Source organism: Gordonia terrae, assembly GCF_001698225.1.
In the GTDB taxonomy this organism is placed as follows: Bacteria; Actinomycetota; Actinomycetes; order Mycobacteriales; family Mycobacteriaceae; genus Gordonia; species Gordonia terrae.
The window spans coordinates 3,881,337-3,905,603 of record NZ_CP016594.1 but is presented as its reverse complement, the minus strand read 5'-3'; the positions used below and the strand labels follow the sequence as shown (position 1 = coordinate 3,905,603).

At 67.4% G+C, this 24,267-nt stretch carries 25 protein-coding genes; 10 read left to right on the top strand and 15 right to left on the bottom strand.

The genetic code is table 11. The features are described 5' to 3' along the window. Positions 1–37: 37 nt before the first annotated feature. The gene (locus BCM27_RS17585; RefSeq protein ID WP_004023626.1) at positions 38–1,156 is read left to right on the top strand and encodes a class II histone deacetylase; all 1,119 of its coding nucleotides are present in this window, start codon (positions 38–40) and stop codon (positions 1,154–1,156) included. Here the strand turns inward: BCM27_RS17585 and BCM27_RS17580 are convergent. The 4 genes from BCM27_RS17580 to BCM27_RS17565 form a co-directional block, all read right to left on the bottom strand. Continuing rightward, the gene (locus BCM27_RS17580; RefSeq protein WP_004023625.1) at positions 1,149–2,177 is read right to left on the bottom strand and encodes a helix-turn-helix transcriptional regulator; all 1,029 of its coding nucleotides are present in this window, start codon (positions 2,175–2,177) and stop codon (positions 1,149–1,151) included. The two genes, BCM27_RS17585 and BCM27_RS17580, sit on opposite strands and share 8 nt — an antisense overlap. A gap of 119 nt (positions 2,178–2,296) precedes the next feature. Further along, positions 2,297–2,596 carry a YciI family protein gene (locus tag BCM27_RS17575; protein ID WP_004023624.1) on the bottom strand — a complete coding sequence of 100 codons (300 nt, stop codon included), beginning with the start codon at positions 2,594–2,596 and terminating at the stop codon, positions 2,297–2,299. A gap of 18 nt (positions 2,597–2,614) precedes the next feature. Beyond that, complete coding sequence (locus BCM27_RS17570) at positions 2,615–2,926, bottom strand: SRPBCC family protein (protein WP_239450615.1); 312 nt, start codon at positions 2,924–2,926, stop codon at positions 2,615–2,617. Between the two features lie 152 nt (positions 2,927–3,078). Beyond that, positions 3,079–3,447 carry a DUF4234 domain-containing protein gene (locus tag BCM27_RS17565; protein WP_157781282.1) on the bottom strand — a complete coding sequence of 123 codons (369 nt, stop codon included), beginning with the start codon at positions 3,445–3,447 and terminating at the stop codon, positions 3,079–3,081. A gap of 374 nt (positions 3,448–3,821) precedes the next feature. On the opposite strand from BCM27_RS17565, the gene BCM27_RS26335 reads away from it, so the two are divergent. Beyond that, positions 3,822–4,220 carry a DUF732 domain-containing protein gene (locus BCM27_RS26335; RefSeq protein WP_373278312.1) on the top strand — a complete coding sequence of 133 codons (399 nt, stop codon included), beginning with the start codon at positions 3,822–3,824 and terminating at the stop codon, positions 4,218–4,220. Next, complete coding sequence (locus BCM27_RS17555) at positions 4,220–4,936, top strand: alpha/beta fold hydrolase (protein WP_004023620.1); 717 nt, start codon at positions 4,220–4,222, stop codon at positions 4,934–4,936. The genes BCM27_RS26335 and BCM27_RS17555 overlap by 1 nt, the downstream gene beginning before the upstream one ends. On the opposite strand, the gene BCM27_RS17550 is transcribed toward BCM27_RS17555, so the two are convergent. The 9 genes from BCM27_RS17550 to BCM27_RS17510 all read right to left on the bottom strand — a co-directional run bounded on the left by BCM27_RS17550 (position 4,920) and on the right by BCM27_RS17510 (position 15,371). Next, positions 4,920–5,900 (bottom strand): hypothetical protein, encoded by a 981-nt coding sequence (locus BCM27_RS17550; RefSeq protein WP_004023619.1) that lies wholly within the window; start codon positions 5,898–5,900, stop codon positions 4,920–4,922. The genes BCM27_RS17555 and BCM27_RS17550 overlap by 17 nt on opposite strands. 108 nt (positions 5,901–6,008) lie before the next feature. After that, the gene (locus BCM27_RS17545; protein WP_004023618.1) at positions 6,009–6,386 is read right to left on the bottom strand and encodes a VOC family protein; all 378 of its coding nucleotides are present in this window, start codon (positions 6,384–6,386) and stop codon (positions 6,009–6,011) included. Between the two features lie 49 nt (positions 6,387–6,435). Continuing rightward, complete coding sequence (locus tag BCM27_RS17540; RefSeq protein WP_004023617.1) at positions 6,436–7,293, bottom strand: SCO6745 family protein; 858 nt, start codon at positions 7,291–7,293, stop codon at positions 6,436–6,438. A gap of 266 nt (positions 7,294–7,559) precedes the next feature. Continuing rightward, on the bottom strand, positions 7,560–9,314 hold the full coding sequence (locus BCM27_RS17535; protein WP_068884403.1) for a transposase: 1,755 nt from the start codon (positions 9,312–9,314) through the stop codon (positions 7,560–7,562). A 29-nt stretch (positions 9,315–9,343) separates the two neighbouring features. After that, positions 9,344–10,765, bottom strand: a complete 1,422-nt coding sequence (locus tag BCM27_RS17530; protein ID WP_110117429.1) for a vWA domain-containing protein — start codon at positions 10,763–10,765, stop codon at positions 9,344–9,346. Beyond that, positions 10,762–11,940 (bottom strand): AAA family ATPase, encoded by a 1,179-nt coding sequence (locus tag BCM27_RS17525; RefSeq protein WP_033205777.1) that lies wholly within the window; start codon positions 11,938–11,940, stop codon positions 10,762–10,764. Before BCM27_RS17525 ends, BCM27_RS17530 begins: the two co-directional genes overlap by 4 nt. 169 nt (positions 11,941–12,109) lie before the next feature. Further along, on the bottom strand, positions 12,110–13,495 hold the full coding sequence (locus BCM27_RS17520; protein ID WP_004022586.1) for a hypothetical protein: 1,386 nt from the start codon (positions 13,493–13,495) through the stop codon (positions 12,110–12,112). Between the two features lie 132 nt (positions 13,496–13,627). Beyond that, positions 13,628–14,062, bottom strand: coding sequence for a DUF1801 domain-containing protein (locus tag BCM27_RS17515; protein WP_004022585.1), 435 nt, complete (start codon positions 14,060–14,062; stop codon positions 13,628–13,630). Positions 14,063–14,171: 109 nt separating this feature from the next. Then, the gene (locus tag BCM27_RS17510; protein WP_004022584.1) at positions 14,172–15,371 is read right to left on the bottom strand and encodes an NAD(P)/FAD-dependent oxidoreductase; all 1,200 of its coding nucleotides are present in this window, start codon (positions 15,369–15,371) and stop codon (positions 14,172–14,174) included. Positions 15,372–15,471: 100 nt separating this feature from the next. Between BCM27_RS17510 and abc-f the strand changes: the two genes are divergently transcribed. Then, positions 15,472–17,133, top strand: a complete 1,662-nt coding sequence (gene abc-f, locus BCM27_RS17505; RefSeq protein ID WP_004022583.1) for a ribosomal protection-like ABC-F family protein — start codon at positions 15,472–15,474, stop codon at positions 17,131–17,133. Positions 17,134–17,146: 13 nt separating this feature from the next. Here the strand turns inward: abc-f and BCM27_RS17500 are convergent, their stop codons facing one another. Further along, positions 17,147–18,517 (bottom strand): LLM class flavin-dependent oxidoreductase, encoded by a 1,371-nt coding sequence (locus BCM27_RS17500; protein WP_004022582.1) that lies wholly within the window; start codon positions 18,515–18,517, stop codon positions 17,147–17,149. A gap of 169 nt (positions 18,518–18,686) precedes the next feature. On the opposite strand from BCM27_RS17500, the gene BCM27_RS17495 reads away from it, so the two are divergent. Continuing rightward, positions 18,687–19,058: an ArsR/SmtB family transcription factor gene (locus BCM27_RS17495; protein ID WP_004022581.1), complete on the top strand. Its 372-nt coding sequence runs from the start codon at positions 18,687–18,689 to the stop codon at positions 19,056–19,058. A 3-nt stretch (positions 19,059–19,061) separates the two neighbouring features. After that, a complete protein-coding gene (locus tag BCM27_RS17490) occupies positions 19,062–19,547 on the top strand; it encodes an SRPBCC family protein (RefSeq protein WP_004022580.1) in 486 nt (161 codons plus the stop codon). A gap of 3 nt (positions 19,548–19,550) precedes the next feature. On the opposite strand, the gene ygiD is transcribed toward BCM27_RS17490, so the two are convergent. Beyond that, positions 19,551–20,393 (bottom strand): 4,5-DOPA-extradiol-dioxygenase, encoded by an 843-nt coding sequence (gene ygiD / locus BCM27_RS17485; protein WP_446667205.1) that lies wholly within the window; start codon positions 20,391–20,393, stop codon positions 19,551–19,553. A 149-nt stretch (positions 20,394–20,542) separates the two neighbouring features. Between ygiD and BCM27_RS17480 the strand changes: the two genes are divergently transcribed. From BCM27_RS17480 to BCM27_RS17465, 4 genes are all read left to right on the top strand, one after another. After that, entirely contained in the window at positions 20,543–21,778 is a 1,236-nt protein-coding gene (locus BCM27_RS17480) for a serine hydrolase domain-containing protein (protein ID WP_004022578.1), read from the top strand. 67 nt (positions 21,779–21,845) lie between these two features. Beyond that, on the top strand, positions 21,846–22,445 hold the full coding sequence (locus BCM27_RS17475; RefSeq protein ID WP_004022577.1) for a DUF1707 SHOCT-like domain-containing protein: 600 nt from the start codon (positions 21,846–21,848) through the stop codon (positions 22,443–22,445). 115 nt (positions 22,446–22,560) lie between these two features. Continuing rightward, on the top strand, positions 22,561–23,412 hold the full coding sequence (locus tag BCM27_RS17470) for an ABC transporter permease (protein WP_004022576.1): 852 nt from the start codon (positions 22,561–22,563) through the stop codon (positions 23,410–23,412). Positions 23,413–23,452: 40 nt separating this feature from the next. After that, the gene (locus BCM27_RS17465; protein ID WP_004022575.1) at positions 23,453–24,241 is read left to right on the top strand and encodes an ABC transporter ATP-binding protein; all 789 of its coding nucleotides are present in this window, start codon (positions 23,453–23,455) and stop codon (positions 24,239–24,241) included. Positions 24,242–24,267: the final 26 nt, after the last annotated feature.

The following is a 24,267-nucleotide window of genomic DNA, read 5'->3' as shown; positions in this document are numbered from 1 at the left end:
GTCCACCGACACACGGGTTCGGACGGAAGGAACGATCGTGGCAACGACCACCGGATACATCTGGAACACGCTCTACGGGTGGGCAGACACAGGCAGCGGCGGCATCTTCCCGCCCAGCGTCGACGCCCTGACCCAGCCCATCGCGCATCACGTCGCACACCCCGACACCAAGAGGCGGCTTCATGAGTTGATCAGCGCCTCCGGCCTGATCAACTCGCTGCGACAGCTCGAGCCGGCGCCCGCGACCCGCGAGGACGTCCTCCGAGTCCACGACGCCGCCCACTACGACCGCATCGTCACCGAGAGCGCCCTCCCGAAGGGCGGCGACGCCGGTGACGGGGTGTCGCCGTTCGGCAACGGTGGGCACCACATCGCGCTGCTCGCGGCCGGAGGCGCGATCGAGGCCGTTCGCGCGGTGGCCGACGGCACCGTGAGCAACGCCTACGCACTCATCAACCCGCCGGGGCACCACGCCGAGCGCGCCACCGGCCGCGGGTTCTGCATCTTCAACAACGGCGCGATCGCCGCAGCGCACGCGCTCGACGTGCTCGGGATGACACGCGTGGCGATCGTCGACTGGGATGTCCACCACGGTAACGGCGCCCAGGACATCTTCCGCGAGTCGTCGAACGTGTTGAACATCTCGGTGCACCAGGATCGCTGCTTCCCGTCCGACTCGGGGTTCCGCGACGAGCGGGGTTCCGGTGACGGGTTCGGCTACACCCTCAACGTCCCGCTGCCTCCCGGCGGCGGCAGTGGCGCATACGAATACGCCTTCGACGCGGTGGTCCTGCCCGCGCTGCGCGCCTATCGTCCCGAACTGATCATCGTGGCGAGCGGTTTCGATGCTTCGATGATGGACCCCCTGGCGCGGATGATGTTGCGCGCAGACGGATTCCGATCGTTGGCCAGGAAGATCATCGACGTGGCCGATGAGGTGGCCGGCGGGAGACTCGTCTGTCTCCAGGAGGGTGGCTACAGCCCGTACTACGTTCCGTTCTGCGGGCTTGCGGTGGTCGAGGAGCTCGCCGGCGTCTCCACCGGTACCGCCGACGCGTTTGCACCGATCCTGGGTCCCATGGGCGGCGATGACCTGCTCGCCCATGAGCGCGAGGCGGTCGACGCGGCCGCGGAGCTGCTGGCGGATATCACGTAGGGAACGAGTCGCGGTAGATCCGTGCCAGCTCGGCGACGGGCGCTGTCGCGGGGCCGGGGACGACGGTTGCGGTCGCCGTCGCCCTGGCCGCCGCCTCGGTCCGTCGGTCTACCCCGAGCTTGCGTCGGATGTTCACCATGTGCGTGTGCACCGTCCGCGGACTCAGATTCAGTCCCGTGGCGATCGCGGCGTCGGTGCGTCCGACCACCAACCCGCTGAGTACGCGCACCTCCTGTCGACTCAGGTGCCACACCTGTTCGGAGGTCACCGGCCAGGCCGTCACCCTGAGGTCGCCGAAGTCGCCGAGGCGCGAGAGCATCACCCGGTACCAGGTTCCCTGATGCCACCACAGGTGTCGGAGTTCGCCGACGCCGCAGGCGACGAAGTCGTCCACCACATGGACGAAAGCGGCTTCGGTGACGAACGGGACGTCCACCGGACCAGCGGACAGGGTCCGAGCGCCCCGGCGCAGGTAGACGGTGGATGGGGCCGGCACGGCCGAGCCCGCGTCGTCCGACGATGGTCGCCGAATGTTCTCCGACGCCTGGTCCGGTCGCAGGACCAGCGCCAGCAAACCCGACAGGTCGCGGGCCAACGCGCGTTGTGGCGCTGCGAATGCGTCGGGGCGTCGAGCAGAGAAGTGCGCGAGACCCACGTAATCGCCACCGTCGAACAACTCGACCGTCATCCCGTCTGTGAAGCCCTCGGCCCGCAGGTACTGCTCGAACAATACGGTGCGGGTGAACTCGTCGCGGACCCGTCCACCGACGTCGCTGATCGAGAGAGGCAGGCCGTCTGAGGGGTTGAGTCGGTTCGTGAAGCCAACCTCATAATCACGAGGGAACAGGTGCTGCAAGGCCCAGGCCGAACCCGAGGAGTACCCGACCCGGGACACGATACGAGACCGAGCGCCCTCCGGCTGGTGGATGAGCAGCGCGGCGTCGAAGTGCACATGGCCTTGGAGCAGCCGTACTGCCCGCGTCAACTGACCTCGCGTCAGATCGGTTGCCGGATCGCCCATTTGGCCAGTGTAGTGACTCGACGCGGGCGCCGCGGGAAGTCGGTCACATCACGTCGGCGCGATCCGCGGCAACATTCCGACGCGACGGTGGGGACAGTGCTGCGGCGAGGTCGCGACGGTCAATCGCGCCCGATGCCCACGGGCATGGGGAGTATCTCGACGCGGGCGAGGCCGGAGGTGACGGCCGGGTCGGCGGCACTGATCGCCCGGACCGCGTCCTCGGAATCTGCGCGCACGACGCCCAGGCCCCAGTTCCCGGCCGGGTCGACCACCGGTCCGAAGATGACTGCGGTGCCGTCGGCGAGGAGACCCGACCAGTACGCGCTGTGTCGGCCTATGATGGCGGCCTCGTCGTCGGACATGTCCCCGGGACCGAAGGTGGGCCTGGGCGGGACGAGTTTGTACACGAAGTGGGACATGCGATGAGCCTCCTGTAATCAGGGGAGTGTGGATTCGATGGCGGCGACCGACGCCGCCAGAGCTGCGGCCCAGCCGCCGGAGTACGCGCCGGAGCTGTAACCGCCTGGGGTGGCGCAGTCTTCGCGCAACTGGTCCTCGGTGAGATGCTCCCAGCCACGGTGCTCCACGGACACTCGCGTCAGTGTCGGACCGAGAGCGGTGAACGCCAGCTCGACCTCGGTCCCGCTCGTGTACTCGTCGACCTTCACGGTGCGGGCCCGGTCCGCCGATGGACATCGGTTGTAGCGGCCACCAGGCCCCGATCGTCCGGACGAAAGTGGTGAAGACATGGTCGAGATCAATCGGATAGTGGTGAATTGGTGGATCGGCGGACCTCGCTGCGAGAGGACGGAACTGTCGGTGGCACTGGGGGGCTCGTCGAACTCACGCTTGCAAGGGTGTGCAAGACGAGCGTGCTCGATGCCCGTGGGCCTCGGGTGCGCTATGCCGCGCGGGGTTCAGTCACTCGCCCAGCAGCCTGTACATCGGCGAGCGTGTTGAGTCGACGCTGTAGGTAGCGAGTCTGTGAGCCAAACCAAGCGGGTGCCCAAAACCATGTCACCAGCGGCGAAACCTGCGTGGTGGAGCCTGCAGCGGTATGCGCCTCGTTGAGTCTCTGGGCAGTGTGGTGGAGGCCGACGAGCCCGTAGAACGGGATGAGCTGGGACCACCATTGTGTCCAGGCGGTTCGTGCGTCGCCGGTAGCGGTGGCCAGTTCGGAATTGATTCTGTCGTACCAGATGAAGTAGTAGACGCCGCAGGTGATGACCGTGAGCCACCAGAGCGTCCAGGCGCCCTGCTTGCGAATCACGGGTACAGGTTGTCCGGGGAAGTGGGTCACAGTGGCTCCGTTTTCGAGAGGTGGGAACAGACGCCCGAGCATATTCAGGGGACTCTTCCGCCCGTCGCGGGATGTTTCGATTTCATCTGTTCGGCTCAACGCGCTGATGGACTCCGCGGGACGCCGGTGCGCATCGCCGATCGACTTGCGAAGCCCACAGTGGGACAGTTGATCGGGACCGACTGAATAGTAGTGCGGCGCAACACGTGGCCGGCCGCTCTGGGAGTGCTCCGTTGGCGTGATCGACCTGATCGAAGGACACATACTCGAATTCGCTGTGGTTGTGGCATCCGGGGAGGCTAGTCTTGGTCCATTCACTCGACCGAGATCACGGGGGACCGGCTATGCGTCGAAGCGCCCGCGGAATGGTGGTTTCCGGCGGAATCGCCGCGGCTTTGGTCATGGGTAGCGGCGTGGCCTTCGCGGGTCCCCCGACCACGATTCCTGCACCGGGACAACCAGGCTACTGCGGAGCTCACACGAGTCCGTGGAACTGTTGGAGCGACGTGCGCCCCGCCCGTCCCGGCGAGGACGCCTTCATCGATCAGAGACTGCGATTCGACATGCAGGGCGTGCCCACCGATCGCACACGACTCTTGCAGATCGCCCGCGGAGTCTGCCAGTCACTGAGTAACGGAACGGGTTCGAACGACATTGTCAGGTGGCTGGCCGACGACTTGGGCATCCGCGAGGGGCAAGCCGGCCAGCTGTTCATCATGATCCAAGAGACAGCCTGTTCGTAGTGCCTCTGGCGCGCTGGCTCCTACTACCGGGCACCCCGCTGTCACCCGAAGTCTGGGACGGCGTGCGGGCTGAACTGTCCGGGAACGGGCACGTGATCACCCCCGAGATGGTGCCTCCGCCTGGCTATAGAGGTTCCGGTCTGCAGCAACGGCTTGCCGAGGACGTCGCGGAGTCGGCCGCAGCCGAAGCGCCCTGGCATGTGGTGGGCCATTCCTTCGGTGGGCAGGTCGCACTCGAACTCGCGATCGCGCGGCCCGATCTCGTCTCGCGCCTCACCCTGTTGTGCACGCGGGACACGCCCTTCCCGGCATTCGACGCGGTGGCCGCCGCCGTCGAAGTGGGGTCCGTCGACGTCGACGGCACACTCGGACGCTGGTTCAGCGCGGACGAATTGCGCAACGATGGACCGGTCGTCCGCTACGCTCGCGAGGCCGTGGCCGCAGCGGACCACGCGTCCTGGGCGTCGGCGCTCCGCGCGATCGCCCACTTCGACTGTTCGCAACGCACGGCGTCGATCTCGTGCCCGGTGACCGTGCTCGCGGCCGAACACGACACGGTCTCCGACATCGCCTCCATGGAAGCCATGCATCGTCGAATCCCGGGTTCGGACTTCGTCGTTCGCGCCGGAGCCTGGCACATGAGCATCTTCGACGACCCGGTTGCGTTGGCGCAGATGCTCCTCGGCGAGCGGAGAAACTCTAGGCAGCGTCGGTGATGATCTGTCGCTGCGCCTTGAACATCTCGGCCAGGTTGTTGCTGACCTCGGGGTCCGCGGCGGGCGGGGTGTCGTCGACGGTGTTGTGCGTGACCGAGAACGACACGCCCCGCTCCTCGCCGATCACGATGATTCCCGCCAGGTTGAGCTGGAATGCACCGACCTCGTACGCGCCGGTCATCCGTACCGCCTTGTAGTCACTGTCTATCGGCAGCTCGACCTCTTCGAGCGTGAGCGCAACCGGGACATCACCGTCGTCGAGTGTCAGCGTGAACGACGAACAGGCGGAAACGATCTCGTCGAAGTCGTCGTAACCGTTGTCGGCCGGCTTGGTGACATCCGCACTGTAGTTGTCGAGTCCGAAGAGGATATCGCTCGACGACGAGGTCTCGGTGAGCTCACGTTCGGCTCGTTCGCCGGTGGTCTGCTGCGAGTCGACCAGCGTTGCGCACTTTTCGTTGTCCACGGTGCTGTCGTCGTCGTCGGTGCTACCCGTCTCGGTGGTGAAATCGCCCGTGATGTCCGGGAACTGGTCCTCGGGCAGGACGAGATCGAGCGCCGAGGCGGTCGGTGTCGATGGCTCGTCCTCGCCCCCGCTCAGGGTGAGGGCCAGTACCACCGCCACGACGACGATCACGATGAGGACCAGTCCGCCGCCGCCGATGAACCACCATTTCTTGCCGCCGCCGGAAGACGGGGGCGGCGGTTGCTGACCGAAGGGTTGCTGGCCGTATGGCTGTTGACCGAACGGTTGTTGACCGAAAGGTTGTTGGCCGTACGGCTGCTGTCCGAAAGGTTGTTGGCCGTATGGCTGCTGACCGTAGGGCTGCCCGCCCTGCGGCGGCTGACCCGGAGTCGCGTGCGGTCCACCGGGTTGGTGACCGCCGGCCGGCGGCCATCCGGGTTGCTGCGGCCCCTGCGGACCCATGGCGGTCGGCTGATTGGGGTCGTAGGGACTGCCCACGGTCGGCTCCTCATGGTCGGTGACCTCGGGAGATTACCGCGCGTGACGCTCGGCGAGATCGGCTTTCATGCGACCGAATGAGCGACGCGCGACCATCGGCCCGACCGGTCACCGGAGCGCGGGCGGCGGGTATTTCGGCTCGTACAAGGTGATCTGCCCGGCGCCGGGAACCTTGATCCCGACGGTCACGCCCCATCCCTCGTCGGTCGGAGCGCCGACGAATTCGGCGCCCCGCGCGGAGAGTTCGTCCATCGTCGACTCGAGGTCGTCGCACATGAACGACACATCGAACTTCTGATCGGTGCGGCCGGCGGTCCCTTCGTGCTCCCACTTGTCGGGGTGCGCGCCCAACTCGCTGGGGCCGGTCTGGAAGATCAGCCATCCGCCACCGGTGTCGACGTGCGGGAAGGCGAGGACGTCGCGAAAAAAGGCGCGGGCGGCCTCTGGGTCGTCGCAGTAGATCAGTGTGTGTACCGCGGTGATCATGGCGGCCAGAGTAGTCGGCCCACCGGCGGAACCGGCCGGAATGCCCCGCTCAGGGGCGCGGCACCCCGATGGGATTGGGGAAGGGGATCACGCCACGATCGACGAGCGCATGTGACAGCGACCGGAGGACCCGGACGGTCCAGTCGGAGTCGGGCAGGAAACGGACGCTCGAATTGGCGAGGTGGTCGGTGGTCTCCTCGACCTGTTCACGAAGGGCGGCGCCGCGGTCGGTCAGAGTTCCGTCGCCAGAGAGGATTCCGATGTCCTCGAGGGAGCGGCGTGCGCTGTCCCACTGGTGGTCGGTCCAGCCGCGATTGTCCTGGATGAGCGTCCGGTCGACGTGCCCGCCGGCGATGTGGGTCATCGACGCCTGCAGTCCGGTCAGGCCGGCGGCGGTAGCGGCCGCGACATGACCGTCGCCGCGGTGTTCACGGAGAACGGTGGTGGCCAACCACAATCGCCCCAGCATCGACGCGGGTCGGGCAACGGAACTCCACGCGGCGGCCAGAGCCCGCCCGTCGTGGGAGAGGGCGTCGACAGCATGTTCCAGATTGTCGGTGGCCCGGCGCAGGTCATCGGTCGATCCGGCCGACGCGTGCTCACCGAGGACTCGCTCGGCGGCGTCGAAACGAGCGTCGAGGGCATCCCGCGGAGTGATGCGAGTCCACACCTTGGGGATCGCTCGGGCGACCATCGCCGGGGCGAACCCGTAGAACAGCGCCGAGACCACTTCCGGCGGCGACGCGCCGAGCGGGGAGGCGCGCCCGGCGAAGTAGCCGTTCCACCAGCCGGTCAGCCCGCTCTCGGCCATGACAGTCGCGAACAGCGGATCGAAGTAGCAGATCGCGTGGATCGGCTCGTAGGCCCGCCACAGGATCCGCTCGGGGTTCACGTCTGACCGTGTCATCGGTTGCGTCACCTTCCCTGCGACTGGCCGCACCCCAGATCTACCGGATCGTTCGGCCCCGCGTTTCGTCGGGCGGTGCTCGACGCGGATGACCATTCGACCGGGACGCGGCGGATCGGTCGGTGGTTCGGGAATTTCACGTCCTCGTGAGCGTCCTCCGAGGGCAATACGGGCTGTCGGGATTTGAAGTTCCCGGTGGTCTTCCCGGTGGTCTCCGGGGATCACGAGAGCTCTGGGCTGTGAGGGGGTGTGGCCCCCGTGACGGGTCAGGTTGTGGCGAGGTGGCCGGCGGTGAGGGCTTTGCAGATGTTGTTGACCATGGCGTGGAAGGTGAACTCGGCGTTTGCTCGTGCGAGTCCGCGGCCGGTGAATCGACGGAAACCGAGGGTGTGTTTAGCCCACCCGAACGGTGTTTCCGCGATGTGGCTGCGTCTGTTGTAGGCGGCGTGGCCTTCTTCGGTGAGCAATCGGGTTGCCATTGCCTCGATCGGGGTGGCGACGGTATCTGATTGGGCCGGTGAGGATGCCGTGGTTTCGGTGGTGGAGTGTTCGGCGCGCGCCACGCGAAGTTTGTGGGTTTTGGTCGAAGCGATGAGCCGGTCGGGTCCAGCGGCGGTGATGTTGGCTTCAGAGTGGTAGCCGGCATCGGCGAGCAAGAGCCCGATTCCCGGCGTGTCCGGTGGTGGGTGCTGGTGGGACTGAATGTGTTCAGCGGCGGCGACGGCCTTGTTCATCATCGGTACGAAGTGTGGGGTATCGATGGCCCCGTTGGTGACCATGGTCGCGATGATCAAGCCGTCGCTGCTGGTGACGGCTTGACAGTTGTATCCCTGGATCCAGCCACCACCACGCAACGACAGGGCCCGGGACTGCGGGTCGGTGATGTTGCGGCGGGTGTCGGTATTGGCCCGATGTGGTGTGCGAGTGTGGTTGCGGGCGGCCACGATCGCGGCGGCGTAGGTTTCGTCCTCGGCCACACGCCGGGCACGCAGCTGCGCGTCCAGGACCTCGGCCCGCTTAACACGTGTGCGCGCTTGTCGAACTGAGCTGTGGTCATCAACTGCGCTCGGCGGCCTACGTTTACGCGGTTTGCGTTCCCACGCATCGATCTTGGTCTGCTGATCAGCACGTGCTTTGCTCAACCGCAGCACAGCGGCCTGAAGCTGCGCCGCCATCGGCGGCGCCCCTGGATAGTCGCCGTCACCGGCGAGATGGGCGGTGTAGGCCACCACCCACTGCTGGGCTTTGGCGTCTTCGGCCGCGCGGCGCCGAACCGTGTGATCACGGTTGATCTCTGCGCGCGTCTGGGTCGGCTTGGCGTCTCGCGCTGCCTGGTTGTGCTCGCGAGCCGAAGCCAACGCAGCGTCGATTCGGGCGAGCCGTTCAGCGCCGGGAGCATTGATGAGACCCGGCGGGATCTCGTCACCGCCATCGCCATCGCCATCGTCATCGTTGGCGGCATGTTCGGCATCCGACTGTGCACCAACGTCTTTGAGCTTGCTGCGGAGCTGTTGAGCCTCTGCCTGACGTTCTTTGACCAGATGCTTCTCTGTGCGGTTGGCCGACTGCGAGGCATTCGAGGCGATCTTGACTCCATCAAGAGCGACGACACCCAACTGGCCCATCCCTAGCTGCGCGCACACCGTCAACGACTCAGCGAACAAATCAGCCATCACCGCCGAGGCATCTTTGCGGAACTGGGCGATCGTGGAGTGATCGGGGACATCGCCAGCGCAGATGACCCGGTAGGTCAGGTCCCGATGGCACAAACGCTCGATCTGCCGCGAGGACCGTTGCCCATGAGCCCACGCCCAAATCAGCAAGGTCAACAACATGTCCGGGTCATAGCCACGCCGCCCGACACCGCCGGTCTTGCGCAGCTTGTGCACGGAGGCGGTGTTCATCCGTTGCACCGTGGCGATCACCAGCCATACCGGGTCATCGCGGCCGACCCAGTCCCGCATATCCGGAGGAAGCAGGAATACCTGGTCACGATCAACCGGCCGATAATCCTTCGCCATCCACACATCATCGCAGTTCAAAGCCCGATTTAGAGGTCCGACACCCGTGAATCGTGGCCAACAAATCCCGACAGCCCGAATATGCCCTTCGACCCTGCTGAGGTGGACGGAAATCGAGGCGCGGCGGGTCGTGGTGTGGGTGGTGAGGACCCTTCGAGGCGCTCACCGGCCCGGCTCGCCGATGCGAACGACCTGCGCCCAGTCGGGTGGCGCCGACCCACCGCCGGAATAGGTGCCACCGGAGTATGCGGCCACGGGTGAGCGTTGAGCGGGGCATACGCGCGATACTCGCGAGCGAAGAGCCCGACGATGGTGCGGCAGGCGGGCCGGTGACTCGGCCACGGAGTGTGTCCGTCGGTCAGTGCGACGACAACGTCGGGTCGGGTACGCAGGGCGGCGTCGAACCCGGTACGCAGGTCGGTCCCGCCGCCGCCGTGTAGCGGGATGCTCTCCGCACGGCAGATGGGTTGTGCGACATGCGCCGCGGCGTCGCACGACACCACGGTGAGCAGATCGCGTCGGCCGCTGAGGGCACGTGCGATCGCGGCGACCTCGAGCAGCGCGCTGCCGAGTTCGGCGTCGCTGACCGATCCCGAGGTGTCGATCACGACACTCACCTTCGGCGGGGTCCGTCGAAGACTGGGCACGATCACACCGGGCAGCGCGACCGACCGCCTCGCCGGCCGCCCGAAGGTGTAGTCGTCGCCGACGCCGGAGGTCGACACGGCGGCCCGGATCGCGGCGCCCAACAGGGCCTGCCATGGCTGCGGCGGGTGCACGGCGTCGTGCGCCCACCGCCGCCAGCCGGCCGGGACATCGCCTGCGCGGTCGGAGATCGCCGTCGCGACCGCGAATCGGACGGCGTCGCGCTCCTGGCCGCTCAGACCATCGGCGTCCTCCGGCCCCCGTTCCCACTCGCGATGTCGGCCGTCGCCTCCGCTACCGCATTCGAGCCAGGCCATCGCCTCGGTCCGTGGACCCAGACTGAACCAGCGGAGGTAGTCCTCCATCAGCAATCCGGTGTCCAGGTCGAGTGCGGACGGGTGCACTGCGTCGTCGGGCGTGACGAGCCCGGACCCGTACACGTCGTCATTGATCTCGAAGTCGGCGGCGATGTTCATCCGCAACCGTTCGGCCGGGCTGTCGAAGCCGTGATCCTCGGCGTACCGGTCGGACCGGGCGGCGTGATCCCGGAGGAGATGTGACACCTCGTGCACCAGGAGAGCGGCGATCTCTTCCTCGGGTCGGCTCGCGACGAACGCCGGCGACAGGTAGCACCGCCAATAGCGGTCGACGCTCATGGTCGGGACGAGCGGCGACTCGATGAGGTGCAGGGCGTAGAGCGCGGTTGCCATGTACGGCCGTGCGCGCACCGCGTGCAGGCGAGCAGCGTAGATCCGGTCCGAGACCGACACCGATGGCGTCGACACCAATGCTTCGGTCACCGTCATCGCATCCGGTCCTGTCCTGGGCGCGCGGCGACCCGGTCGGCGGCCTCATCGGCCGCGCGGGACACCGACACCACCCCCGCCAGTCGGTCGATGGTGGCGGGGATCTGCCAGTCGTCCCGTCGTAGCGTCGCCAGGGTGGTCGCCGGAACCACCACGAGATCAGGTGCGCCGGTCTGGACCGCGACGGCCAGCACCTCCCATGCGGCGTCCCACCGGGTCCGATCGGGTCGACGCCGGACCGCGGCGACGACGGCGTCGAGTGTCGCCTGACACAGGTCACCTCGCTCGGGGAGTTGCGCCGCTGACGGATCGGCGAGCAGCGTTTCGGGATCCGGCAGATCCATGTGATCGATACTCGCCAGCAATTCGAAGCCGGGCCCGTCGCCCACCGTGCCGCGGACCAACAACGACAGGACGTCGGATGACGCCGACGCGGCGGTGGCGAACGCGATCAGTCGCACCGTCGCGGCCCAACTTCGCGGCGAGGGCCAGGCGCCGCCCCGACGGGTTTGGCTCCCGGGGAGCTGATGGACCAGCGCGGGACGCGCCGCCAGCAACGTGCACACGGCTCGGCGCGCGAAATCGACTGCACTGGGGAATTTCTCCGCGTCCAGGGTCGGCAGGTCCGTCGTGGGCCAGGTGCCGCCGAGGCCGCGGACCACGACGTCGTGATCGTGGGTCCAGTGCAGATGGACGAAACGGTTGGCGAGCGGTGCACTCAGCTCCCAGCCGTCCGCCGCCGACGACGGCGGGTTGGCGGCGGCGACGATCCGCACATCGGGAGGCAATTGCAGAGCGCCTACGCGTCTCTCGAGCACCAGTCGCAGGAGCGCCGCCTGTACTGCCGGAGGTGCCGTGGAGAGCTCGTCGAGGAAGAGCAATCCGCGGCCGGCGTCGGCGAGACGAACGGCCCAGTCCGGGGGTGCCATGGGAACGCCCCGGGTGGCCGGGTCATCCCCGATGATGGGTAGCCCGGAGAAGTCCGAGGGCTCGTGAACGCTCGCTATCACCGTCGTGAGTGGCAGGTCCAGGGACTCGGCGAGTTGTGTCAGTGCCGCGGTCTTGCCGATCCCCGGTTCACCCCACAGCAGGACCGGGAGGTCGGCGGCCACCGCGAGCGTGAGCGCTTCGAGCTGGTCATGGGTCCGCTGTTCGGTGGTCGTCTCCTCGAGCATCGCGAGGAGCGAGGCGGCCCTGTCGAGTTCGGCCCTGCCGAGGTATGTCGAATGGGCCGCGGTGGCCGTGATGTCGGTGGCCGTGATGTCAGTGGCTGTGGTGACAGTGGGCATGGTGTGTGTGGACATGATTCACCTAGGGGTGGGAGAAGTGGGGGTGTTGTCGGCGTCAGAGTTGAGTTGCGTGGCGCGGACGGGCGCGCCGACGCCGACCGCGGTGGTGACGACAGCGGGGCCCGCCCGGAACCGGCTGCGGAACAGGATCTGTCGCCCCGGCGCGATACGCGTCGTAGATCTCCTGTTGCGCGCGGGTGCGCTCGACCGCATCACGCAGCGGCCCGTTCCGCAGGGTCGCCTCCGGGCCGAGTAGTCGTTCCACGATCGCCAGTGCGCCGTCGATGTCGCCGAAGTCGAGTCGTTCACGTACTCCGGCGAGGCAATCGGGCCGCCGGTGGGCGCGGTCGATGGCCTGCAGGCAGGGCAGGGGTGTGCCCGTGAGTGAGGCCAGCATCTCCTCGCGGCGGATCTCGTCGCGGTCGTGATCGAGGGCCGAGAGAACTCCGTCGGCGATCCCGATGCGATGTAGCTCGCCCCGACATCGCACCTTCTGAAAGCCGTTTCCGTCCAGCTCTTCTCGATCACGAGGTGCCGAGGCACACCCGGGCGTGAGCGCGGCCGCCACCAGCGGGTGCAACCGACCGGGTGTGATCGCGCCGTGTCGGATCAGTTCGAGATCCGGAAGCGTCCTGGTCGCGGCGTCGGGAAGAACCGGGAGAGCCGTGATCCCTCCCGCAGGAGGGTCGACGACCCACCGGGTGGCGTCGAGATCATCGATGTCGGTGTGCAGGAACAGTTCTCGACCAGCTCCAAGCCGTATCCGCACGCACCCTGACCGACGGCCGTCGGCGCGGAGGACCAAGGCGGCTTCGGCTGCCCATCGATCGACGGCGCATCCGTCGGGCGGGTCACGCGGCGGGGACGGGGTCGGCGGTGACGGTGATGAGGAAGCACCGCAACGCATTCGGAGTTCTGCGGTGCGGCGGACGTCCCACAGATGACGATGCAGGTCCAGCCGGTATCTGCGGTCCGGCCGGGGGTGTGGATGGGGGACGGGCGTCGACCCGTCCCACAGGGTCAGCGACACTCGTTGTCCGGCATCGGCCCACCGCGGTGCGGTCCGTGCTACGAGGTATACCGAACCTGCTGTGCCGAAACGGTTTCCGGGACCGTGCCCATATCGGGCTAGCGCGATGGTGAGGCCAGGGCGCAGGTGTCCGGCGGGGCCCATCCGCGGCAGATGCCAACGCAGCAGGTCGGGCGCGAGATGGAGGAGGTCGTCCTGAAGGTGTTCGGCCAGGTCGGCGCCGCACCTTCGGCGCACGGCGTCCAGATCGATGTCGGCGTCGAAACCTGCTGCGGCGCAAGCGCCGATCCAGTCGGCGGCACGACGCGCAGCGGTGGCGGCGTCGATCATGGAGGGTGGTACCGCGAATTGACGGGCGCGGAGCCAGGGGGAGAGGCGGGGAGGAATTCCAGTCGTGGGCGGGAGGCGCATCAGCACTCACCGCGCACGACGTGGACCCCCAATCTTTGTTCAGAGGAAGTCAACACCTGACGAAATATACCGTGTCGCAGTCCTCTTGGCCAGAGGGGTGGCTTCCGCGGCCTGTCCCGGATACCCGGACGGTCAATTCACGGCCTGGGCGACCAGTGTTGCGATGGTCTTCTCGGCGTCGGTGTCCAATGCACTGACCGCGAATGACGTGGGCCAGAAGCCGCCGTCGTCGAGGTTCGCGTTCTGGGTGAAGCCGAAGGTGGAGTAGCGTTCCTTGTCGTCCTGGCCGCTCCGGAAGAAGCACACCACTTTGCCCTTCAGCGCGTAGGCCGGTTGCCCGTACCAGAGTTTCGGCGCCAAGTCCGGCGCGGTCGCGGTCACGATCGCGTGGATGCGTTCGGCCAGCGCGCGATCGGCCGGCTCCATGTTCTCCAGTTTGGCGAGCAGATCGAGTTCCTCGGCCGCGCGCTTGTTGCCGCGTCCGCGGGCCTTCTCCTTCTTTAGTTCCGCCGCACGCTCCTTCATCGCGGCACGTTCCTGGTCGGAGAATCCTCCCGAGTCGCCCATTCGCATTCCTTTCGTGGTCAACGCCCCGGTGCCGAGGCGTTTCCCACGGTAGTGCGGGTCGGGCCGCAGAGCTTCTCGATTCCGAACCGATGGGGCAGGTGGGCGCGTTTCACACCCGGCCGCGCAGGATTGCGTTCCAGTAGAGGCGCGGCAGGACGTAACGGTCGAAGGCCCACGCGCTCCGACGCGGTTTGAGCGGGTCGATCACCGACGGCAACGACGACGTCAGTGTTCCGTCGCGGTCGAACTCGGCGGCGATCAGATGGTGGGCGTCGGTCGCGATCGGAGCGACCGTGTACCCGTCGTAGGCCGTCAGTTCCTCGCCGGCCCGCGCCGCGGCGAGATTGTCGACGAGCACCGCGATCTGTCGTCGCAGCCCGCCGCCGGACGGGTCGGTGGCGATCGCGGCACCGTCGCCGGCGCCCCAGACCGACGGGTGGGTCCGGTGTCGGAGGGTGTGCGGGTCGATGTCGACGAGTCCCCGGTCGCGGGTGCCGGACAGGCCCGAGTCGGTGACGAGGTCGGGTCCACGGAACGGCGGCACGAGATGCAGCATGTCGTAGTGCACGTCCTGCGTGTCCGAGCCCGTCACCACGGTGACCCGGCGATCGACCGGGTGGAGCCGGACGGAGCTGTCGAGCAGGACGCGGACGCCGAGTTCGTCGAGGCACTCCGACAGACGGGCGTCGAGGCCGTCGACGCCGAGCAGATGCGGCCGGTCGACGGTCAGGGTGATGTCGAGGGATTCGAGTATTCCGGCCCGCCGCCACTGGGCGGCGGCGAGGAACAACGGTTTGAGCGTGGTGCCGGTGCAGCTGACCGGCGGACGCGGGACGGTGAACACGGCGCGTCCGCCCCGCGGCATCGAGGTCACCAGATTCCACGTCTGCTCGGCTCGGTCGAGATAGTTGCTGGCGACCGCCGGGTCGGCGATCGCGAGGTCGATCCCCGGCATCGCGTCGTGATCCGGCACGAGTCCGACGGCCAGGATGAGGTCTCGGTAGCCGATGTCGACGCCCGAGGCACAGCGGATCGTTCGCTTGCCCGCGTCGACGACGACAGCCGTGTCCCGCAGCCAGGTCACCCCGTCCGGCGTGACCGATCGCTGTGTGCGCTCGGCGTCACGAAGCGACGCCTGGCCGCCGCCGACATAGGACAGGAGCGGGCGGTAGGTGTGCACGGCCTGCGGTTCGATCACCGCGACGTCGGGAAAGCCCAGGCGCAGCAGGCGCGCCGCTGCGCTGAGGCCGGCATTCCCGCCGCCGATGACGACGACGTCGAAGTGTCGGGTCTCACGAGTTGAGGTCATGCGTGGGGATACCCGGCCGGGCTGTCGGGAAAACCGGGGGACACGGGCCTGCCGCCCGCCGGGTCCTCGTCGGCCGCGGCCAGGGTGCGACCATGGACCGATGACCGCCACGCTCGTCGCCAAGGACGTCGCCGGGGGATATGCCCACCGCGTCCTGTTCGATCACCTCGATCTCACCGTGGCCCCCGGGGACGTGATCGGCGTGGTCGGTGCGAACGGAGCCGGGAAGACCACGCTCCTGCGGGTCCTCGCCGGTGACCTCGCTCCTCTGGAGGGCACGATCACCCGGGCGCCGTCCGACGCCTTCGTCGGTTGGCTGCCACAGGAGCACGAGCGACTTCCCGGGGAAGTCGTGCGCGCTTATGTGGCACGCCGTACCGGGTGCGCGGCGGCCACCGTGGCGATGGACGCCGCGGCCGACGCGCTGGCCGATCCTGGCACGGCGACGTCGGCAGACCCGGCCGACGTCTACGCGGCCGCGCTGGACCACTGGCTGGCCACCGGGGCGGCCGATCTCGACGAGCGACTGCCCGCCGTTCTCGCCGATCTCGGTCTCGGCGACGGCGTCATCGACCCGGACGCCACGCTGATGACGGATCTGTCCGGTGGCCAGGCCGCGCGGGTCGGGCTCGCCGCGCTGCTGTGTTCTCGGTTCGACATCGTGCTCCTCGACGAACCGACCAATGACCTCGACCTCGACGGTCTCGCGCGGCTGGAGGAGGTCGTGGCCGGGATGCGTGGCGGCGTCGTCCTCGTCAGTCACGATCGAGAGTTCCTCGCGCGCAGCGTCACCCGCGTGCTCGAACTCGACCTCGCGCAGCACACCAACACCGTGTACGGCGGTGGTTACGAGAGCTACCTCGAGGAACGTGCCGTCGCCCGGCGCCACCGCCGCGAGGAATACGAGGAGTTCGCGGCCAAGAAGGCCGATCTCGTCGCCCGGGCGCGGACGCAACGCGAATGGTCGAGTCAGGGCGTCCGCAACGCCATGCGCAAGGCGCCGGACAACGACAAGATCCGACGCCGCGCCGCAACGGAATCCAGCGAGAAGCAGGCGCAGAAGGTCCGGCAGATGGAGAGTCGGATCGCGCGGCTGGACGAGGTCGCCGAGCCGCGCAAGGAATGGGTGCTCGAGTTCACCATCGGCTCTGCCCCACGCTCCAGTTCGGTGGTCGCCACACTCAACGAAGCGGTTGTGCGGCAGGGTGATTTCGTGCTGGGGCCGGTGTCGTTGCAGGTGAATGCCGGCGAACGCATCGGCATCACCGGCCACAACGGTGCCGGCAAGACGACGCTGCTGCGGCTGCTTCTCGGGCGGGTCGAACCCGATGAGGGAACGGCGCAACTCGGAGCCAACGTCGCGATCGGTGAGATCGACCAGGCGCGTGGCCAGTTCACCGGCACCCGGCCGCTCGCCGAACGATTCGAGGCCCTCGTCCCCGAATACTCCTCCGCCGACGTGCGCACCCTGCTCGCCAAGTTCGGTCTGCGGGCCGATCACGTCGACCGGCCGGTCGGCGAGCTGTCACCGGGCGAGCGCACCCGGGCCGGACTGGCACTGCTCCAGGCGCGCGGCACCAATGTCCTCGTCCTCGACGAGCCGACCAACCACCTCGACCTGCCGGCCATCGAACAACTCGAGTCCGCGCTCGATTCCTACGACGGCGCAGTGCTTCTCGTGACCCACGATCGGCGCATGTTGGAGAACGTCCACGTCGACCGGCATTGGGACGTCGACGGCGGCCGGGTCAGCGAGCGCTGAGGTCCTCCCCGCCTCAGCCCGCGAGCCGGGTGTCGACCCCGCGCACGTCCGCGGGCAGATCCTCCTCCGCGGTCCCGAGTCCGAGGTGCTCGCGCAGGGTCGTGCCCTCGTACTCTGTCCGGAACAGGCCGCGGCGCTGCAACTCCGGCACCACGTAGTCCACGAAGTCGTTGAAGGTGCCGGGAGTCTGGGCACTCGACACGATGAACCCGTCGGCCTCGCCACCGGAGAACGACTCCTCGATCTGGTCCGCGACGTCGGCGGCCGTGCCGACGAACTGCGGCAACAGGACTCCCTGCGCGTAGAGCTTGCCGATGTCGCGGAGGGTGAGACTGTCCCGCTCGGAGAGGCGTCGGGCGACATCGAACAGCCCCTGTGTGCCGCTCACCTGAACGTCTTCGACGGGGGCGTCGAGATCGTAGGCGGAGAAGTCGTGGTCCGTGTGGACCGAGAGCGTGATCAGGCCCGAGATCGGGTCGGCGAGTTCGTTGTGGAAGGCCTGCTTCTCCCGGGCGATCGACTCGGTCTCGCCGATGAACGGGATGAAGGACGGAAAGATCTTGACGTGGTCGGGGTTACGGCCGAAGTTCACCGCGCGCGACTTCACGTCGTCGTAGTAGGCGCGGCGCCCCTCCGGGGTCGGGTCGATCTCGAAGATCGCCTCCGCCCACCGCGCGGCGAAATCCTTGCCGGTGTTCGACGACCCCGCCTGGATGAGGACCGGTCGGTGTTGCGGTGACCGGGGCTGGTTGAGCGGGCCTCGGGTGCGGTAATGCGCGCCGTCGTGGTCGACGGTGTGGATCTTCGCCGGGTCCGCCCAGACGCCGGACTCCTTGTCGGCGGTCACGGCATCGGCGTCCCAGCTCGACCACAGTTTGATCGCCGTGCGGACGAACTCCTCGGCGCGCACATACCGCTCGTCGTGTCCGACGTGGTCGTCGAAGCCGAAGTTCTGCGCCTCGGCCTGCGACAGTGACGTCACGATGTTCCACGCGATGCGTCCCCGGGTGAGGTGGTCGAGGGACCCGAAGACGCGTGCGAGTTCGTAGGGGTGGAAGTAGGTGGTGGACTTGGTCACCGCTATTCCGAGCCGGGTGGTGACCGCGGCGATGCTCGCCGCCACCAGGCTCGGGTCGATCGTCGCGGCGGCCTGCGTGCCGCGTCGGAACGGTTCGGACTGATCGCCGCCGAATCGGACCGGGGCGGCGAGCAGGTCGGCGAAGAAGGCGAAATCGAACTTGCCGCGCTCGAGGATCCGCCCGACCCGGTGATAGTGGTCCGGCCCGAAATAGTCCGTCACCGAACCGGGATGACGCCACGCGGCGTGCGAGTGGGTGACGGGGGAGGCGATCAAGAATCCACCGAGATGGAGCTGACGGGTCACGGATGATGTCCTTCGGTCTGGGTCGCCGGAGCGAGTCGGGGAGGTGCCGCCACGGGCGGGGAGGTGATCGGGACAAGTCAAGGCGCGCCGAACGCCGAGGGCGAGGGTTGCGCCCGGGGTGATCGCAACAGGCTCTTGACATACAACCGATTGGTTGTATGTTTGAGAGGTGACCGAGAACGCGGGCGAACCGACCGACGAGGACCGGGCGGACGCCCTGTTCCACGCGCTGTCGGATCGCACCCGTCGCGACATCCTGCGACGTGTGCTCGCCGGTGAACACTCGGTCTCGGTGCTGGCTGCGAAATACGACATGAGCTTCGCGGCAGTGCAGAAGCACGTCGCCGTCCTGGAGAAGGCCGGCCTGCTCACCAAGCGTCGTTCCGGGCGTGAGCAGCTGGCCAGTGGCGACGTCGCGGCAGTGCGTTCGGTGGCATCGATGCTCACCGAGCTCGAACAGGTGTGGCGCGGTCGTATCGCCCGCATCGACGATCTGCTCTCACTTGAATCACCCTCACCCACAACCTCATCGGAGGAATGAACAATGCCTGTCATCGACGTGACGCCGGACCTCGACGCCCGCACCATCACCATCAATGCCGAATTCGCGGCGCCGATCGACCGCGTGTGGCAGATCTACGCCGACCCGCGCCAGCTCGAGAAGATCTGGGGCCCGCCGACCTACCCGGCCACCGTCGTCGACCACGACCTCCGCCCCGGCGGTCGGGTCACCTACTACATGACGAGTCCCGAGGGGGAGAAGTTCGGCGGCTACTGGAAGGTCGAGTCCGTCGACGAGCCCACCGGCTTCACCTTCCTCGACGGCTTCGCCGATGGGGACCTCAACCCGATCACCGACATGCCGGAGTCTCGGAACTCCTACGCGTTCACCGAGAAAGACGGCACGACGGTCGCCACCTACATCAGCACCTATGACTCGGCCGAGGCATTGCAGAAGGTGCTCGACATGGGCGTCGTCGAAGGTGCGTCCTCGGCGATCAACCAGATCGACGAGTTCCTCGCGGCCTGAGGCTCACAGGTTCGAGTTGAGTGTCGGAAACCCCTCGGGTAGTTCGGCGGCCGGAGCGTCGGCGCCGGACCCCGAGGGCTCGACGTCGAGCCCGTGCGTGTAGGCGGCCATCGAGATCGACCCGGCGGCATGGCCGTTCACCAACAGGTCCAGGGGCGAGTCGCCGGCCAGTCCGGCGATGTAGAGCAACGGCAGGTAGTGGTCGGGAGTCGGCACGGACTTGTCGAAGTCGGGATGTCCGTCCAGGCTGAGGATGTCGGACGGGTTGTCCTGCAACACCTCTCGGGCGGCATCGTCGAATCGGTTGGCCCAGTCGAATCCGCTGTCGGACTTGGCGAAGTCGACCGCCCGCAGGTTGTGCACGATGTTGCCGCTGCCGATGATCAGCACACCCTGTTCTCGAAGCGGCGCGAGCCTGCGGCCCAGGTCGTAGTGGTGCTCGAAGTCCTTGAAGGCGTTGAGCGACAACTGCAGTACGGGTATCGACGCATCCGGGAACGTGTGGACGAGGACCGACCAGGTCCCGTGGTCGATGCCCCAACTGTCGACGTCGTGACCGCACCATGTGGGTTTGACGACATCGGCAACCATGTCGGCGACATCCGGATCTCCCGGGGCGGGGTACTCGACGTCGAAGAGGTCCTGCGGGAAGCCGTAGAAGTCGTGGATGGTGCGCGGCCGCGGCATCGCGGTGACCGCGGTGGCGTTGGTGTACCAGTGCGCCGAGATCACCAGGATCGCGCGGGGTCTGGGCACCGATGCGCCCAGGGCGGCCCAGGCCTCGGTGTACCTGTTGCGTTCGAGTGCGTTCATCGGGTTGCCATGCCCGATGAACGCGGTCGGCATCGGCCTCGGCATCGAAACCGCCGCCGGGCCGGTCGCGTGTCCTGCTGTCATCGACGCCCTCCTCCGTCCGCCGCGCGGACGGGATCGACGCTACTCCGGGATCGCCGAAGTCGCCGACAGGAGTTCTGCGCTCGTGGAACAATCCCAGGATGCGAAAGCGCTGGTCGACGCTGGTTGTCGTGATCCTTGCGGTCGCGCTCGCCGCATGCGGTACCGACGGCGGCTCCGAATCCGCGACCTCTTCGGCCGCGTCGTCGAACCCACAGCAGGCGGCGCAGATCGAGCGGATCGTCGAAGATCTGATGGAGACCAAACACCTGAAGTCGGCGATCGTGCGTGTCACCGACGACGGGCAGGACGTGATCACCAAGGCGTTCGGCGAATCGCAGACCGGTGTCCCCGCGACCACGGACATGCACTTCCGCAACGGTTCCGTCGCCATCGCCTACGTCGCGGCCGTGCTCTTGCAACTCGCCGACGAGAAGACCGTCGGTCTCGACGACATCATCGCGAAATGGGTTCCCCAGATCCCCAACAGCGACCGGGTGACTCTGCGGCAACTGGCGACGATGACGTCCGGATACCAGGACTACGTGCTCGGCAACGACGCATTCGAGACCGAGGAGCTGACGAACCCGTTCAAAGCGTGGACGACCGAGGAGATGCTGTCCTACGCCGTGGACAAGCCGTTGCTCTACCAACCGGGAACCAACTGGAACTACGCGCACACCAACTACGTGATCCTCGGGCTGGCTCTCGAGAAGATCACCGGCGAGTCGGTCGCCGATCTGCTCCGGCAGCGGATCTCCGAACCGCTCGACCTCGACAACACGGTCTCGGATCTGACAGCGGTGATCCCCGAACCCGCCCTGCACGCCTATTCGTCGGAGCGACGCGGGATTCTGAACCTTCCACCGACGACACCCTTCTACGAGGAGACCACCGGCTGGAACCCCTCGTGGAGCATCACCCACGGCGCCATCCAGACGTCGAACATCTACGACGTCGAGGCGACGGCACGGAAACTGTTCGCGGGTGAGACGTTGTCGTCGGAGTCATACGACACGATGGTCTCCACGAGCTTGCGCGGGGTGGCGCGCCCACTGGCCGGCTGCTCGACCTGCATGACGATGACCGACCGATACACCTACGGCATGGGTGTCGTCCGCACCGGCGACTGGGTCGTGCAGAACCCGCTGTTCAACGGGTACTCCGCGGTCGCGGGATATCTGCCGTCGGAGAAGATCGCCATCGCGGTGTCGGTGACCTACGACCCCGAGGCGTTCGGTCCCGAAGGCTCCTACGACAACGGCGGCAACCCGATCTTCGCGCAGATCGGCGCGTTGATGGCACCCGACGCCGCGCCGCCGATCCCGCGGAACTGATCGAGCCGCGACCACCGGCGCTCGTGCCGCGAACAACGCCGCGGCGCGGTGCAATAGGGTGGAAGGCATGGTCGACCGCCTCCCCGACGACGATCTTCGGGTCGGAAACCCGGAACGCGAACGTGCCGTCACCCTGCTGAACGACGCCTTCTCCGCCGGTTACCTGGAGATCGCGGAGTTCGAGGACCGATCGGGCCTCGTGTATGCGGCGAAGACCCGCGCCGACCTGCGAGCCGTCTTGGCGAACCTGCCGAACGCCGGTCGCCTGTTCAACGACCCGAGTCCAGCCGCTGCCGCGACTCCGGCCGTCGCCGTGCCGTCGGCCGCACCCGTGCACCTGGCGGCCGAATGGGACACGGTTCGACGCAAGGGGACCTGGCACGTCCCGCCGTCGACCCTCGTCACCGGCAGCATGGGCACCGTCGATCTGGATTTCACCCACGCGTCGTTCCCCGGGCCGTCGACGACGCTGCAGTTCCAGGTGTCCGTCACCACGGTGAAGCTGCGGATCGGTCCCGATCACGAGATCCGATACGGGGACCTGCAACTGTCCGGATGGTCGAAGGTGAAGGACAAGGCCGGTGCGCCGACGCGTCCGGGCGGACCGGTGATCGAACTGACCGGTTCGGCGTCGGGGATGACCGGGATCACGATCAAGCGGAGCTGAGGTCACACGGGGCCGAACGCTCGCAGTACGCGAATGCCGGGGCCCGCGACCTACTTGTGCTCACGCTGACCTCAACGGTGTCGCGAGTGTTTCCCGATTCGTAACGTTGCCGCACGTGGCCGACCGAACACTCAGCATCAGCGCGCCCGGCGTCCCGCGAGCAGCGAAGCCGGGTTCGCCGGATGACTCATCGGCGTCGGTCAAGGCAGCCAGATCCTCCCGGCTGCACACGACCCTGCGCGCCCTGTCGCCCGTCGCGGTCCTCGTGCTCTGGCAGGTGGGCAGCGCACTGGGGATCATCCCGCAGGACAAGCTGCCCGCACCGTCGCTGATCGCCGAAGCCGGCTGGGAAGTCCTCGGCAATGGGCAGCTCCTCGACGCCATCGCGGCGTCGGCGCAGCGGGTCGCGATCGGACTGACGATCGGCGTCGCGGTCGGGATCGGGCTCGGCCTGCTGGTCGGACTGAGCAAGTTCGCCGACTCGGCCATCGACCCGAACATGCAAGCGATCCGCGCACTTCCGCTGTTCGGTCTGATCCCGTTGTTCATCCTGTGGTTCGGCATCGGCGAGATGCCGAAAGTCCTGCTGGTGTCACTGGGCGCACTGTTCCCGCTCTATCTCAACACGTCGGCCGCGATTCGCCAGATCGACGGACGGTTGGTGGAAACTGCGCGGGTCCTGGGCTTCTCGCGGCTGACCACCGTCCGGGACCTCATCATCCCCGGCGCGATGCCGCAGATCCTCGTCGGCCTCCGACAGGCCCTGGCCATCGCCTGGTTGAGCCTGATTGTCGCCGAGCAGATCGCGGCGACCTCCGGACTGGGATACCTGATCAACAACGCTCGTGACTTCTTACGCACCGACATCATCTTCTTCGGCCTGATCGTCTACGCCGCACTGGGATTGATCACCGACGCCATCGTGCGGGCGTTGGAGCGCTACACGACGCGGTACCAGAACCGGTGACGGTCCCATCCCGAACATCCCGAGTCAAGGAGGCCCGATCATGACCGCCATCGCCACCCGAGATCTCGAGGTTCCGCTCGCCGAGAAGCCCGCCGGCCCGGTCGCCTACGCCGCCGAAGTCGAACACGCCAGCCTGAGCTACGGGGACAATCCCGTGCTGCGCGACGTCACGCTGCGAGTCGGCGCGCACGAGATCGTCGCGCTCATCGGACGCAGCGGCAGCGGGAAGTCGACGCTGCTGCGACTTCTCGCCGGCCTGTCGACCACCGAGGCGGGCACCGTGCGCACCGCAGGCCACCCGGCGGTGTCGTTCCAGGAACCGCGACTCTTTCCCTGGCGCACCGTGTTGCAGAACGTCGCCTTCGGCCTCGTGCGCGAGAAGGTCGGCAAGTCGCAGGCCAGGGAGCGGGCGCGCCACACTCTCGACGAGGTGGGTCTCAGCGACAAGACAGGTGCCTGGCCCGCGCAGCTCTCGGGCGGCCAGGCGCAACGGGTCTCACTCGCCCGTGCCCTCGTCGCACGTCCGCAGCTCCTGCTGCTCGACGAGCCGTTCGGTGCCCTCGATGCACTCACCCGACGCACGATGCACGAGTTGCTCATTCGTCTCTGGCGCGACAACGGTTTCGGCGCGCTGCTCGTCACCCACGACGTCGACGAGGCGCTGCGGCTCGCCGACCGCGTCGTCGTCCTCGCCGGCGGCACGATCGTCGAAGACCTCGCCGTGCCGCGCCCGCGGCATACCGGTGAACCCGACGATCCCGACTCCGAGATCCCGCGCCTGCGAGCTGAATTGCTGACCGCCCTCGGCGTTGCCGACACGACGCGCTGACCAGTCCACCCCTGAACCCGAAAGCA

What these genes read in the sequence shown, in the direction of transcription:
- BCM27_RS17545 (WP_004023618.1), bottom strand. Translation starts at nt 6,386, where the DNA reads ATGATCACCGCGGTACACACACTGATCTACTGCGACGACCCAGAGGCC.
- BCM27_RS17530 (WP_110117429.1), bottom strand. Translation starts at nt 10,765, where the DNA reads ATGACGGTGACCGAAGCATTGGTGTCGACGCCATCGGTGTCGGTCTCG.
- BCM27_RS17570 (WP_239450615.1), bottom strand. Translation starts at nt 2,926, where the DNA reads ATGTCTTCACCACTTTCGTCCGGACGATCGGGGCCTGGTGGCCGCTAC.
- BCM27_RS17575 (WP_004023624.1), bottom strand. Translation starts at nt 2,596, where the DNA reads ATGTCCCACTTCGTGTACAAACTCGTCCCGCCCAGGCCCACCTTCGGT.
- BCM27_RS17510 (WP_004022584.1), bottom strand. Translation starts at nt 15,371, where the DNA reads ATGACCTCAACTCGTGAGACCCGACACTTCGACGTCGTCGTCATCGGC.
- BCM27_RS17540 (WP_004023617.1), bottom strand. Translation starts at nt 7,293, where the DNA reads ATGACACGGTCAGACGTGAACCCCGAGCGGATCCTGTGGCGGGCCTAC.
- BCM27_RS17580 (WP_004023625.1), bottom strand. Translation starts at nt 2,177, where the DNA reads ATGGGCGATCCGGCAACCGATCTGACGCGAGGTCAGTTGACGCGGGCA.
- ygiD (WP_446667205.1), bottom strand. Translation starts at nt 20,393, where the DNA reads ATGCCGACCGCGTTCATCGGGCATGGCAACCCGATGAACGCACTCGAA.
- BCM27_RS17515 (WP_004022585.1), bottom strand. Translation starts at nt 14,062, where the DNA reads ATGGGCGACTCGGGAGGATTCTCCGACCAGGAACGTGCCGCGATGAAG.
- BCM27_RS17535 (WP_068884403.1), bottom strand. Translation starts at nt 9,314, where the DNA reads ATGGCGAAGGATTATCGGCCGGTTGATCGTGACCAGGTATTCCTGCTT.
- BCM27_RS17480 (WP_004022578.1), top strand. Translation starts at nt 20,543, where the DNA reads ATGCGAAAGCGCTGGTCGACGCTGGTTGTCGTGATCCTTGCGGTCGCG.
- BCM27_RS17475 (WP_004022577.1), top strand. Translation starts at nt 21,846, where the DNA reads ATGGTCGACCGCCTCCCCGACGACGATCTTCGGGTCGGAAACCCGGAA.
- BCM27_RS17520 (WP_004022586.1), bottom strand. Translation starts at nt 13,495, where the DNA reads ATGCGCCTCCCGCCCACGACTGGAATTCCTCCCCGCCTCTCCCCCTGG.
- abc-f (WP_004022583.1), top strand. Translation starts at nt 15,472, where the DNA reads ATGACCGCCACGCTCGTCGCCAAGGACGTCGCCGGGGGATATGCCCAC.
- BCM27_RS17465 (WP_004022575.1), top strand. Translation starts at nt 23,453, where the DNA reads ATGACCGCCATCGCCACCCGAGATCTCGAGGTTCCGCTCGCCGAGAAG.
- BCM27_RS17525 (WP_033205777.1), bottom strand. Translation starts at nt 11,940, where the DNA reads ATGCTCGAGGAGACGACCACCGAACAGCGGACCCATGACCAGCTCGAA.
- BCM27_RS17490 (WP_004022580.1), top strand. Translation starts at nt 19,062, where the DNA reads ATGCCTGTCATCGACGTGACGCCGGACCTCGACGCCCGCACCATCACC.
- BCM27_RS26335 (WP_373278312.1), top strand. Translation starts at nt 3,822, where the DNA reads ATGCGTCGAAGCGCCCGCGGAATGGTGGTTTCCGGCGGAATCGCCGCG.